The sequence below is a fragment of the Microbacterium bovistercoris genome, assembly GCF_003387575.1.
GTDB lineage: Bacteria > Actinomycetota > Actinomycetes > Actinomycetales > Microbacteriaceae > Microbacterium > Microbacterium bovistercoris.
Genome location: NZ_QUAB01000016.1, coordinates 42,533 through 56,447 on the forward strand (window position 1 = coordinate 42,533; position 13,915 = coordinate 56,447).

Sequence of the window (13,915 nt, forward strand, 5' to 3'; positions counted from 1 at the left end):
GTTCCTTCTTCCGGGGTGTCTCTCATCATGCATCCGGATCGCAGTTCGTCCCGCTCTCGCGACCGGAGAGCGGGACGACCTGCGACCTGAGCGGGGTCAGCGCACGGTCACCGTGATCGGCTTGGACTTCGTGGCGCCGGCGGCGTTCACCAGCTCCGCCACGTACACGTACGAACCGGGCGCGCGACCGGTGACCTGGGTCACCGCGTGCTGGGCGTTCGGCGAGGCGGCGACGAGCTGCTGCTCGTCGATCAGCTCACCGTTCTCGTACAGCCGGTACGTCTGGCCGTTCGTGCCCCACCACAGGTCGGTGGAGACCGTGTACGACCCGTCCCTGTCCTTGTTGTCGTGGCTGACCACGGGCACCGCGGGTGCGGCATCCTTCACGACCACCGTGACCGACGACGTCTGCGTGACGCCGGCGGCGTTGATCAGCTCGCCGGTGTACTCGTACGTGCCGTTGGCCAGCCCCGACACCTGCACGGTGGCGGTCTGCGCGTTCGGCGAGTCCGGGGTCAGCGGCTTCGACGAGATCAGCTCGCCGTTCTGGTACAGCCGGAACAGCGCCCCGTTCTGACCCCACCACAGGTTCATCGTGACGTCGTACACACCGTCGGCCAGGCCGTTCGCCCATCCGCTGGTCGTCGACAGCACCGCTCTGCCGGGGGCCTGCTTCGCGCCGTCGTCGACGATCACGGTCACCTCGGCACTCGCCCTCGTGACCAGCCCCGCGTGGTTGACCGCGTTGACCGTCACCGTGTGCACCCCGGCGAGTCCGTCGAGGTCGATCGCGGCATCCGGCGACACCGGGGTGCCGTCGAAGGTCACGTCGAGGTTGCGCACACCCGACTCCGGGTCGGCCGCCGTGACGCCGAGCTGCAGCGTCGCGGAGTCGGCCAGCACCGAGCCGTCCTCTGGTAGGCCGGACACGACCGGAGCGGACTCGTCCGCCGAGCCGGTGGGGGCGCCGGTGACCGCGATGTGCGGCGCGGTCGGCGTCTCCATGCCCTCGCCGAGGAAGAAGCTCGTCTGGGTCGGCTGGTTGTAGCCCGTGTTCTGCCACGCGACCGAGAGCCGGTAGACCGGGTCGTGCATCAGCGTGCGGATGCGCAGATCGGTCTCGTCGGTGGTGGAGTAGATCCGCAGTTCGGAGGAGTCCTCCGAACGCCACGCGATCTCCTCGCGCCAGTCGCCGAACAGGTCGGCCTGCAGGTTCGGGTTGCCCTTCGTGTCGTTGTTCGACAGGGCACCGTCGGCCTTCAGGATCACGTCGGACTGCTCGGTCTCCCAGTTCCACTTCGACACCGTCGGCACGCCCGTGCGGGTCGTGTCGTCGAAGTCGTGGTCGACGATCTCGCGCAGCGGATCACCGTCGAACCAGGCGAGGAAGTTCGCCGCCGGGATCTGCTCGGAGATCAGCTCGCCGGTCGACGACTTCAGCTGACCGACGGGGGAGTTCCACGCGGCGTCGCCGCCGATGGCCCACCCCTCCGCACCCTCGTGCCGCGGGTCGATGTCGGCGGATGCCGCGCGGCCGGTGTCCCTCGTCGCGGGGATCGACCACAGCACCTCACCCGTGCGGGCGTCGCGCATGGTGGCTCCGCGGTTGCCCGCGGCGTGCATCTCCTCGTGTGCGGCGAACACCTCGAGGCCGGGGCGCGACGGCACGAGATCCGACACGTGCAGTGCGTCGCCGTGGCCGAGTCCGGTCGAATACAGCAGCTCGCCGTCGTCGTCCACCGTGGCCGAGCCGTACACGATCTCGTCCTTGCCGTCGCGGTCGACGTCGGCCACAGACAGGTTGTGATTGCCCATCCCGTAGAAGCCCTCGTTCCCGGCGTCGTTCGAGTCGAGCACCCAGCGCTGCGTGAGCTGCGCACCGTCGAAGTCGTACGCGGCCATCACCGCGCGGGTGTAGTACCCGCGGCTGAAGATCGCACTGGGGTGCTCGCCGTCGAGGTAGGCTGTGGCGGCGAGGAACCGGTCGACCCGGTTGCCGTAGGTGTCGCCCCAGGCGCCGACATCGCCGCGCGCGGGCACGTAGTCGACCGTGTCGATCACCTTGCCGGTGAGCCCGTCGAACACCGAGAGGTACTCGGGGCCGGTGAGCACGTAGCCGGAGCTGTTGCGGTGGTCGGCGCTGGCGTTGCCGATCGGCTGCCCTGTGCCGTCGATGGTGCCGTCGCCGGTCTTCATCATGACCTCGGCGCGGCCGTCGCCGTCGTAGTCGAACACCTGGAACTGGGTGTAGTGCGCTCCGGCGCGGATGTTCACGCCGAGGTCGATGCGCCACAGCCGGGTGCCGTCGAGACGGTAGGCGTCGAGGTAGACGTTGCCGGTGTAGCCGGCCTGGGAGTTGTCCTTCGAGCGGGACGGATCCCACTTGACGATGAGCTCGTACTGGCCGTCTCCGTCGACGTCGCCGACGCTGGTGTCGTTGGCGCGGTAGGTGTACGGCTGGCCGTCCTTCGTGTAGGCATCGGCCGGCTTGTCCAGCGGCACGGACAGGTAGTCCCCGTCCTGAGGCGTGAACTCCTTCGTCTCGGTGGTCTCCTTGCCGTCCAGCACCTTGGTGATGAAGTACGCGGATGCCGCATCGCCGGTCCTGTCGAGATAGTTCGTCGAGTCCGTGATCGGCTTGTCGGTCAGCCGCTTGCCGTCGCGGTAGACGTGGAACGCCACCGCGTCCGGGTCGGTGCCCAGCATCCGCCACGAGATCAGGTTGCCGTCATCCGTCTTCACCGCGACGGGGGCGCGGTCGAGGTACTCGGCCTGCCGCTGCAGCACGGTCGCGGCATCCGTCTTCAGCTGCGCGGATGCCGCGCCGGCGCCGCCGGCGTTGACCGCGACGACCGTGTAGAAGTACGGGATGGTGGTCAGCACGTCGGTGTCGGTGTAGTGATTGCCGGTGGCGATGCCGACCAGGTCGCCCTGCTCGCCCTTCACCTCGGAGCGGAACACCAGGTCGTACAGCGCCGTGGACGGCTGAGCCCAGGAAATCTCGATCTCGCGCTTCTCCAGCCGCTCGACCGCCAGAGCGGCCGGAGCGGCCGGCACGGCGACATCCGGGTCGATGAACGACACCTCGACCGCCTTCGAGGGCACCGACTCCAGGCCGGTCTGGTCGACGGCCGTCACGGAGTAGGTGTAGTCGAGGCCGACGCGTGCGCCGGTGTCGGCGAACGACGCCTCGGTCGCGGTGCCGATCAGCACCGGCTTGGCGTCGAATGCGGACTGCCGGTACACGTTCCAGGTGACGCCGGACTCGGTGTCCCAGCCCAGCTGCACCTTGGGGGCGGCAGGGTTGGCGTCGATATCGGTCGCCTTCAGCCCGGTGGGTCCGAGCAGGATCGGCGTCACCTCGAGGCCGTTCAGGCGGGTGCCGGCCGCGGCGCCGTAGACGCGCACGTTCAGCTGCCCGTCGGTGACCAGCACCGGGCCGCGCACCGACTCGTTGACGGAGCCCTTGCCGGCGTTGCCGCTGCCGAAGGCGCGGCCCTCCAGGTCGAAGCTCGTCTTCGTCGAGCCGATCCAGTCGCCCGAGTAGGTCTTCACCGAGTAGGTGCCGTTCGGCACGTCGAGCAGGAACTCGCTCGAGTCGCCCGGCAGCACGAAGTCGCGCTGCAGGTCGTCCGCCGCGTCTCCGCGATCGCGCCCGGCGTTGGCCGCCAGTGCGGTGGCGAAGCCGTACCCGGCATCCTTCGTGTACCCGTCATCCGGGTTCACCTCGGTGTAGCCGGCCATCAGCGGGTTGCCGGCGAGCTGGAAGTCGAACTTCCACTTCGCCTGCTTGGTGGTGAAGGTCACGGCATCCGACGGGGCCGAGTCGCCGCGGCCGTTGGTCGCGATCACCCGGTAGCGGTAGGCGGTGCCCTCGGCCAGGCCCTGCACGATCGCGGAGTTCTGGGTGGTCGTGGTGACCAGGCTCCAGGACTGCTCCGGGTCGGCGACGGCCTGCCGCTGGATCTTGTAGATGTCGGCAGTGGTGGACGCCTGCCACTGCAGCACGGCCCCCGCGTTCGAGATCGACCCGGCGACCAGGTGCTGCGGTGCGTCCGGCACGGCGGCCGGCGGGGCGATGTCCGTCACCTTCGCGGCGAGCGGGTCGTCGAGGTGCACGACGTCCTGCGCGATCAGGCGGGCCATCTGGATGGCGCCGTACTCCTGGAAGTGCGTGTCGTCCTGGGTGCCGGAGGGACGGTTCGGGAAGATGCCCGGGTCGACCCAGAGGAACACGGCCTTGGCCGCCTCGGCCCCGATCTCGTCGATGTACGCGCGGCTGGAGGCCGAGAGGTCGACCAGCAGCACGTTCTCCTCGGCGGCGAGCTCCTTCATCTTGGCGACGTACTCGGGGAAGCTCACGTTCGCGAGTCCGGTCTCGGCGTTGAAGCTGCGCCGCGAGACCGGGGTGACCAGCACCGGGGTGGCGCCGCGCTGCCGCGCGCCGTTCACGTACGTGCGCAGATACTCCTTGTAGTCCGTCGGACTCGCGTACCTGTCGTCCACGCCCTGGGTGGCGTCGTTGTGGCCGAACTGCGTGAACAGGTAGTCGCCGGGGCGGATGCCGCGCAGGATGTCGTCGAGCCGGCCCTGCGTGATGAAGTTCTTCGACGAGCGGCCGCCGATCGCGTGGTTGCTGAAGGCGACGTCGTCAGCGAAGAACCGGTCGATCATCTGGCCCCAGCCCGCCTGCGGGGCGTAGGCGGACGCGTCGTAGGTCTGCACGGTGGAGTCGCCGGCGATGAAGACCGTCGGGATGGCGCCGGCGAGCCGCTTCGGCTGACGGATGATCGTCAGCGCGTCGAGGGCGGCGGCGGTGCCGGCGACCTGCAGCGTGAGGCGTCCGTCGACGAGGGCGATCGGGAACGCCATCTCGAGGTGCTCACCGGCGGGCTTGTCGGTGGCCTGCACCTTCGCGATGCCCTCCGCCGTGATGGCGATGTTCGTGGCGGCGGTGTCGTCGCCGGCGATCAGCTGCACGGTGTAGTCGCCGGCGCCGAGCTGCACCTCGAAGGTGCCGCCCTGTGCGGCGACGAAGTCGGACCGCAGCGGGTCGTCGCCGCCCCGGTCGATGTCGGCGGGGGATGCCGTGGGCGCGGTGCTGAAGCCGTAGCCCCAGGCGTCGTCGAACCCGGTGCTCGAGAGCACCGGGAGGGCGCCGTCGGCCACTGCGCCCGGGCCGAAGTCGAAGGTCACCGAGTCGCCGGCCGGCAGCGGCGCCGGGGCCGTGTAGACCGCGGAGGTGACGGCGTCGGAGGCCGGGGAGGTACCGGCGGCGTTGCGTGCCAGCACGCGGTACGACCACTGCTGGGACGTGTCTGCGGCATCCGTGTACGCGGGCGCGGTGGCCGTCGCGACGTCGGCGAAGGCGCCGTCGGCGCCCGCGCGCTGCACGACGTATTCGTCGGCGTTCGGCGTGAGCGACCAGGTCAGCGCGACCCCGGATTCGGTGACGCGGGCGACGGCGAGGTCGGCGGGGGCGGCGGGGATCTCGAGCTTCGGGATGACGCCGCTGAGCACCTGCTCGGCGCGCGGCGAGACGCGGTCGTAGGCGCTCACCGCCTCGACCGTGTACGCGTACGAGCCGCCCGCGGCGACGTCCTTGTCGGAGTACGTCGTGCCGTCGGTCTCGGCGATCTGCGCGAAGTCGCCGGCTGCGCCGTCGGTCACCGGCGCGCGCAGCACGCGGTAGGTCGCGGCGGCGTCGGATGCGGTCCAGCCGAGGTCGACGCTGTTCCAGGCGACGCGGGTGACGGCGAGACCGGCGGGAGCGGCCGGCGTCACCGGCGCGACCACCAGGCCGTTCACGTAGGCGCCGAGCCCGGAGCCGGTGAAGCCCACGTTCAGCTGGCCGTCGGTGACGACGACACGGAAGGTCTGCGTGGTGGTGGCCGCCTTGTCGGTGGTCATGCGGGTCTGCGCGGTGCCCTCGAGCGACATCGTCGCGTTCGTGCCCGAGGTGCCGGCGAGTGCGTCGCCGATCGACACCGTCACGTCGTACTCGCCGGGGGCGACGTCATCGATCGTGAAGGCCCAGTCGGTGCCTGCCACGAAGTCCTCGGCGACGGGGTCGGCGGGCGTGCGGTTGCCGGTGCGGTCGCGATCGAACAGTGTGACGCCTTCGGGGACGGTGATGCCCCAGCCGATCTCCGCGGTGTACAGCGAGGTGGTGAGCACCTGCTGGTAGCCCTCGGCGACGGGGCTGGTCTTCGTCCCGAAGTCGAACCGCCACTCGTCCGGCGTCGCGGCGGCGGCGGGGAAGGCCGTCAGCGCGGTGCCGATCACGGCGGCGATGGCGACGACGGCGAAGGCACGGATGCCGCTGCGCCGCCGTTCTGGTCTGGGGGTTCGGTCGGGGTGCATGGACAGGTCCACGGTTCCTCCTCGGACAGCATTGGCAAGGGAGTCGGCCCGCTCCGCATCGCTGCGGCGCGGGCTCGGAACCGGGGCGCGTACGGACTCGGCCGCGGTGTGCGCGGAGTGGAAAACGTATTCCTGTCCGCGTCGTGACCGATCCTGGCACGGCGCGGGAGCGGTGCGCAAGGAAAAGTTGTTACGTTTCAATCTCGGCGCCGTGGTGCTAGAGTCTGGATCGGTAATCGTTTACCCACGTCGGGTCGTGCGATGCCCGCAGACCCCCGCCGCCGGCACGAATACGGACCGTTCCGGCGGCGGGCCCCTGTCCTGCTGTGGGGACTGCTCGGCGCGGCCGCGATTCGCGTTCAGATCGCCGTCTCCCTTTGCTCCGGTCTCACCGCTTGCGGGTACGCGGCACAGCACACCCGCATCGGTTGAGACCGGAACTGACGAGAGTTGCGACGTGGACGGGCGGCGTGCGGTGGGTGGTCAGCGTGCGGTCGGCGGGCAGCGACCCGGAGTGGGCTCAGCCCACCGGCATCCACTCGTCCCGCGTGCGCAGGACGACGGCGTCGACCGCGCAGAGCACGCCGTCGGATGTCTTCTGCCGGCCGCGCGCGGACGGCGGCAGCCACACCGTGCTGTGCACGGACAGCGGCAGCACCTGCAGCGTCACGCGGCTGCCCGGCGCCGCGCCGACGTCGCGCAGCGACACCGACCAGCGTGTGCCGTCCCAGAAGCGATCGTCGACGGTTCTGCCGTCCACGCGCAGCTGCCCGACGTCGCCGGCCCAGTCGATGTCGAGCACGGCATCGCCAGACCATTCGCCGAGTCCGAGCTCGAAGACGCCGGCGAGGTCGTCGAAGACTTCTGGTGCCGGTGCACGATGCCGCTTGCCGCCGAAGCCGTAGTCGGCGGGAGGAGCTCCGGCATCCCGCATCCGCCGGACCTCGACGTGCCGGGGCGGGACGGATGCCGGCACCGGCAGGACCTGCCAGCCTGCATCGCGGTCGAACCGCCGTAGGCGCGATGCGTCGCGGACGCGCACGTCGCGGCCGTCCCAGGCCAGCTGCCCGTCGCAGTCCCAGAGGGTGTCGCCCAGCAGCCAGGCATCCGTCGGGTCGGCCAGCAGCACCACGGTCGCGGAGCCGAACCGGTGGATGCCGGGCTCGATCTCTCGCGGAGGCTCGCCATCGATCGCGATCTCGGCGGGGATGCTGGGGTCGGCGACCAGCACGAGGACGTCGCCCGGCAGCAGCGCGTACGCCGAGGCCGTGGCCCAGCGCAGCAGGCTCTGCCCGACCCGCAGCCCGATCGGCCAGCGGGCGAGGGTGCCCGGCAGGATGTCGACGGGCCGCGACGGCAGCACGACCGCACCGTCGTTCTCCGTTTCGATTCGCGCGATCTGCGGCATTTCGTCGGGAGAAGCCGCAGGTTGCGCGATTCGAAACCCCGGAGGGTGGGGCAGCCCCACCCGCAGCTGCACGTCGCGCACGAGTTCGACCTGCTCGTGCGGGCGGTGGTGCGAGATCACCACGAACCCGGACTCGCCGTCGGCGCGCAGCGCCCAGCGCAGCGTCTCGAGGTCGTCGGCGTCGCGCGGACGGTCATCGGGCAGCGACGACGACATGCCGCCCAGCTGCGCCCCGAACGATGCCAGGAACGCGTGCTGCGCACGCAGCTCCGCGGCGGACGGATGCAGATCGCCGGACTCTCCGATCGGGGCGTGGAAGTCGTAGCCCCACTCGGGCAGATCGTTCGGATACCCGGTGTCCTGGGTCTCCTGCATCCGCGCCACCGGGTTCCGGCCGCCGGCGAACATGTAGTAGCCCTGCCAGGCCGAGCCGTTGCCGATCTTCACGTGCGCGAGTGCGGCGACATCGCGCGCGGACAGCACCGGACGGCGGTGATAGGCCGCGGCCATGCCGGAGCCGAGTTCGCAGGTCGCGGGCGGGAAGCCGTGCAGCTCGGCGGTACCGGGGGAAGCCGCGCCGGCGGCAGCCTCACCGGAGGATGCCGCGAATCCCTGCGCCGCGCGCACGTCGGCGCCCACACCGGGGTCGTCCCACTCATGCGAGGGCAGGAAGTGCGCGCGGAACGACGGGTCCCAGCCGTCCTCCGGATCGGCCCAGAATCCGTCGGCGTAGCCGCCGAACAGCGGCACCACCTCGCCCGCCGGCAGCTGTGCGCCGCCCCAGGCGGTCGCGGTCCACAGTGGCGCCGACATCCCGGCCTCGCGCGCGAGCCTCTTGAGGGTGACGAGGTGCTCCGGCCGGTCGTAGAGCTCGTTCTCGAGCTGGATCGCCACGATCGGGCCACCGGGGCGTGCCCGTCCGTCCAGCGCCGCGGCGAGCTGCCCGAACCACTCGCGCACCAGTTCCAGGTAGGCCGGGTCGTCGCTGCGATGCTGCACGGGCAGCCGCTGCACCCAGTCGGGGAAGCCGCCGTTGCGCGACTCACCGTGCGCCCACGGGCCGATGCGCAGCACGAGCTCGAGTCCGGCATCCGCGACCTCGTCGACGAACGCGCCCACGTCGAGCGCACCGTCGAAGCGCGCCTCACCACGGGTCGCGGAGTGGTGGTTCCAGAACACGTACGTCGAGGCGAGCGTCACGCCCGCAGCGCGCAGCTGCCGCAGCCGCTCGGACCAGCGCTCGCGCGGCATCCGGCTGAAATGCAGCTCGCCCGAGACCGGGACGATCGGCACGCCGTCGCGCAGCACGGCACGGTCGGTGAGGGTCAGTCCGTGGGCGGCGTCTCCGGGTGCCGGCAGTGCGCTCGGCACGGCCGGGCCGGGGAAGGGACGATGCGTGACTGTCAGGATGCCGGTGGGGTCGCTGCTCTCGATGGTCATTCCGCCCGCTCCGTCTTCACTGCCCAGGGCTTCAAGTCGCTCTTCGACCCGTTGCCCTTCCCCACGCCGCCCTCAGGTCGCACTTCGTCCCGCTTCCCGGCGCTCGGAGCGCGCCGCGCGCGCCGCATCCGTGCGCCGAGTGAGCCGGATGCCGCCGACTGCACCGCTTGCAGACGTCGACACGCGGTGCGCTCGTCGCTTACCGGTGCACTCGGCGACCGCGCCGCTCACAGTGCAGCCACGATCGCGTTGTCGAGCTGGTCGGCGTCGACGCCGGGGCGCTGCGCCTGGGCGGTCAGCAGCACCCAGCACACGCCAGCGGTCGGATGCACCCAGAACTCCGTGCCCGACCAGCCGCCGTGCCCGTACACGTCGCGGTCGATCAGCCCCGGCGCGCGCGTGCGCAGGTTGAACGTGAAGCCCCAGTCCTGGCCGCGCTCGGCGACATATGGCTCCAGCCGCGGGATGTCACCGGTGAGCGGACGTCGCATCATCGCCAGCGTCGCCGGCGAGAGGATGCCGGGCTCGCCCCGCCCGATGCGCAGCAGGTCGCTTCCCACGGCCAGCAGGTCGGCGGCGGTGCCGGCGAGACCGGCGCCGGGCGCCCGCGTGGCGAGGAACCGCTCGAGGTCGACGCCCGCGGCCACCGCGTCCCGGATGGGCACGTACTGCTCCGGATCGAGAGTCAGCCCGCCGGCGCCGACCTCTGCCGCCCAGTCGCGCACGCCGGCATCCCAGCTCTGACCTGTGGTGTGCTCGATCAGCGCGGCGACGCCCTCGAACGCCAGGGTGGAGTAGCGCGATGCGGTGCCGGCGACGAAGTCGCGGCCACGGGTGAGCAGCTCAGTGCGCAGCGGCACGGCCGTGTCGAGGTCGGGCTCGGAGATGCCGGAGGTGTGCGAGACCAGGTGCCACAGCCGCACGACGTCGTCGCGGTTCGCGCCGAACTCGGGCAGCGCGTCGGTGAGGGGCGTGTTCGGCGTCAACAGCCCCCGTTCGATCGCCCGTGCAGCGGTGACGCCGGTGAGCACCTTCGTGATGGAGAACAGCAGGAACGAGTCATCCACGCCCACATCGCCGACCGCGTCGAGTGCGACGACGCCGTCCGCCGTGGCCACGCCCAGCACGGCGTGCGGCAGACGATCGGCGTCGACGTGCCTGCGCACCCAGTCGAACGCCGCGGAGAAGTCGTCGGACATGGTCATTCCACCTCGTGTCCGAGATCGGGGCGGGCGACAAACCGGGCGGTCGGGTCGGTCATGGTCTCCAGCTCGACGACGATCACCTCGTTCGCTCCTGCCCTGGTCGCCGGTCCCGGCACGAAAAGGGTGCGCTGCGGCCCGCGTCGCCAGTACCGGCCCAGGAAGAACCCGTTCACCCAGGCGTAGCCCTTGCCCCAGCCCGCGGTGTCGAGGAACAGGTCCGCGGGAGCATCGAGGTCGAAGGATGCCCGCAGTCCGGCGGGGCCGGCGACGCGGGCGCCGGCCGGCTCGGCCGCGGCATCCGACACCGCCTGCGCGAGCGCAGGGACGTCGAACGTGCGCACCCGCCAGGGGCCGGGCAACGGTTCGCCGTCCAGCAGCGCGGCTCCGATCAGGCCCTTCGCCTCGCCGAGCTTGGAGTCGTAGTTCACCCGGCCGGTCTCCTCGACCAGCATCCGCAGCTCGGCGCCGGCCGGGATCGCGAGCGACAGATCGCCGATCGTCCGCTGCAGGATGCCGGCGGCGCGGTCGTCGACCGCGACCCAGGCGTAGTCGCGCACTTCGGCGTCGAGTACGCCGGCGGCGCCCGGCAGTGCGGCCGAATATTCGGCGAGCACCAGGTCGGAGCCGAGCTCGTCGAACGTCGGCGGCGTGTCGAACACGCCGCGATCGGTCGCGACGGCGTCCAGCGGGTCGCCCGTCGTGAGGAGCGGAACCGTCAGCTCCGGAGCATCCGCCGGCGTCGGCAGCGGCTCGTCCGGAACCGGCGCGTGCTTCGCGATCACGTCGCGGAACGCGCGGAACTTCTCGGTCACGTCACCGGACTCGGTGATCGGGGCGTCGTAGTCGTAGCTGGTGACCATCGGCAGGTAGCGGCCGGAGTCGTTCGCTCCGTTCGTCAGACCGAAGTTCGTTCCGCCGTGCACCATGTAGATGTTCACGGATGCCCCGGCCTCCAGCAGCCGGTCGAGGTCGGCGGCGCTGTCCGCAAAGTTCGTCGTGTGGTGCTTCTCGCCCCAGTGGTCGAACCAGCCGCACCAGAACTCCATGCACATCAGAGGCCCGGTCGGCTGGTGCTCGCGCAGCGTGGCGAGGCGCTCGTCGATGCGGGAACCGAACGACCCGGTCTTGTGCAGCTCGGGATGCGCGCCGTTCTCGAGCATGTGCGGAATCGGCTGGTCGACCTGGGTCAGCGGCACGGTGATGCCGTTCTCACGCGTGACGCGGATGAGCTCGGACAGGTACTCCTTGTCGCTGCCGTAGGCGCCGTACTCGTTCTCGATCTGCACCAGGATGACGCTGCCGCCGCGGTCGATCTGCCGCGGCGCGACGATCGCGTTGACCTTCTCGAGGTACGGGATGACCTCGGCGAGATAGCGCGGATCGCTGCTGCGCAGCCGCATGGGGTCCCTGAGCGAGGAACGAGACGAAGGGCCGGCGCTGGTCAGCCAGGTCGGCAGGCCGCCGTTGTGCCACTCCGCGCAGACGTAGGGACCCGGGCGCACGATGGCGTGCATGCCCTCTTCGGCGATGAGGTCGAGGAAGCGGCCGAGGTCGACATCGCCGTCTTCGCGCCACTGTCCCTTCACCGGCTCGTGGGCGTTCCAGGCGACATACGTCTCGATCGCGTTCAGCCCCATCAGGCGGGCCTTGCGGATGCGGTCGCGCCACTGCTCGGGGTGGATGCGCGGGTAGTGCATCGCACCCGAGATGATGCGGTGCGGCTGCCCGTCGAGCAGAAAATCGGTCTCGCCGATGGCGAAGCGGGAAGTCATGGCGTCAGCCTATCGGGAAGCGTTTTCCCGTGTCGACCCTCTTGCGGGCGGCGGACCGATCTGCAGTTGGCGGCAGAATCGGCGGCGTGTCCGCCGCCATCCGTCGGATCGTCCGCCAGGTGCAAGGGGACGAGCGGGATGGGGCTCAGGGAACGATGAGCACGCCGTTGCGGCGGTGCGGCAGCCGGGCGAGCGACTCGTCGCGCAGCTCCGGCGGCAGCAGTCGCGCCGGGGCGTCCTGGAACACGACGGGCCGCAGGAACCGGCGGATGGCGGTCGCGCCCACCGAGGTGTGCAGCGAGGTGGTCGCCGGCCACGGACCGCCGTGCTGCTGCGACCAGGTGACCGTGACGCCGGTCGGCCAGCCCGAGAACAGCATGCGCCCGGCACGCGACTGCAGCAGCTCGAGCGTCTCGCCCACCTCGTCGGATGCCTCGGCGTGCAACGTCGCGGTGAGGCTGCCCGGCACCGCGCGCAGCGCTGCGTGCAGCTCGGCCTCGTCGGCATATCGCACCAGCAGCGTGGCGGGGCCGAAGACCTCCTCGAGCAGCACCTGCGGGCGGGCGGCGACAGCCGCGGCATCCGTCGACAGCACGACCGGCCGAGCGCCGTCGGCTGTCTCCGCGCCATAGCCGACGACGGCGACGGACGGGTCGGAGGTCAGCGCGCCGACCCCCGCCGGGAAGGCATCGGTGATCCGCTCGGTGAGCAGCGGGCCGCCGGAGGTATCGGCCGCGGCTGCCGCGAGGGATGCCTCGAATCCGGCATCCGCCGGCACGAAGACCACGCCGGGCTTGGTGCAGAACTGCCCGCTGCCGAGGGTGAACGAGGCGGCGAGGCCGGCCGCGAGCTCCGCGCCGCGCGCGGCGACGGCGGCCGGGGTCAGCACGACCGGGTTGATCGAGCCGAGCTCGCCGTAGAACGGGATCGGGTCGGGCCGCCCCACCGCCAGATCGAACAGCGCGCGGCCGCCGGACAGCGATCCCGTGAATCCCGCGGCCTGCACGACCGGATGCTGCACGAGCGCGTTCCCGGCATCGCGGCCCTCCACCAGAGCGAGCGATCCTGCCGGAGCGCCCGCGGCGCGCAGCGCCTCGGCGGCGATCGCGGCCGTGCGGCGGGACAGCTCCGGGTGCCCGGAGTGCGCCTTCACGATCACCGGGTTGCCCGCGGCGAGCGCCGAGGCGGTGTCGCCGCCGCACACCGAGAACGCGAACGGGAAGTTCGAGGCCGAGAACACCGCGACCGGGCCCACGCCGGTGAGCAGCCGGCGCAGCTCAGGGCGGCCTGCCGATGTATCCGCGTCGTCGACGGTCAGCTCGAGATACGAGCCCTCCTCGACGACCGTGGCGAACAGGCGGAGCTGCCCGGTGGTGCGGGCTACCTCGCCGCGCAGCCGCGTCTCTCCGAGCCGGGTCTCCCGGTCGGCGATCGGGACGAGTTCGTCGGCCGCGGCGTCGAGGCCGTCGGCGATCGCACGCAGCCAGGCCGCGCGCGTATCGGCCGCGGAGGTGAGCCAGACCGGGGCGGCGGCGGATGCTGCCGCGACGAGTGCGTCGAGCTCTGCGGGAGTCGTGGTCATGGTGAAGGCCTTTCGGAAGCGGTGGATTCGGGTCCTGAGCGAGCGGAGCGAGCGCCGTCCTGAGCGAGCGCAGCGAGCCGAAGGGACGAAGGGGACGAAGGGCGTGTGGGGGCGTCCTTTCGTCTCGTCGCTTCGCTCCTCGCTC

The 13,915-nt window shown here is 71.2% G+C and carries 5 protein-coding genes and 1 pseudogene; all 6 read right to left on the reverse strand.

Going from position 1 to position 13,915, the window contains the following annotated elements:
• Positions 1-96: 96 nt before the first annotated feature.
• Positions 97-6,363, reverse strand: coding sequence for a rhamnogalacturonan lyase family protein (locus DY023_RS03735; protein WP_116241025.1), 6,267 nt, complete (start codon positions 6,361-6,363; stop codon positions 97-99).
• Positions 6,364-6,883: 520 nt separating this feature from the next.
• Complete coding sequence (locus DY023_RS03740; protein ID WP_116241002.1) at positions 6,884-9,211, reverse strand: beta-galactosidase; 2,328 nt, start codon at positions 9,209-9,211, stop codon at positions 6,884-6,886.
• 227 nt (positions 9,212-9,438) lie between these two features.
• Complete coding sequence (locus DY023_RS03745) at positions 9,439-10,416, reverse strand: serine hydrolase domain-containing protein (RefSeq protein ID WP_245958578.1); 978 nt, start codon at positions 10,414-10,416, stop codon at positions 9,439-9,441.
• Positions 10,413-11,075 (reverse strand): hypothetical protein, encoded by a 663-nt coding sequence (locus DY023_RS18445; protein ID WP_425453407.1) that lies wholly within the window; start codon positions 11,073-11,075, stop codon positions 10,413-10,415. The genes DY023_RS03745 and DY023_RS18445 overlap by 4 nt, the downstream gene beginning before the upstream one ends.
• A gap of 63 nt (positions 11,076-11,138) precedes the next feature.
• Positions 11,139-12,188 (reverse strand): annotated as a pseudogene (locus DY023_RS18450) (glycoside hydrolase family 35 protein); the annotation flags it as partial.
• A gap of 145 nt (positions 12,189-12,333) precedes the next feature.
• The gene (locus DY023_RS03755; protein ID WP_116241004.1) at positions 12,334-13,770 is read right to left on the reverse strand and encodes an aldehyde dehydrogenase (NADP(+)); all 1,437 of its coding nucleotides are present in this window, start codon (positions 13,768-13,770) and stop codon (positions 12,334-12,336) included.
• Between the last annotated feature and the right edge of the window lie 145 nt (positions 13,771-13,915).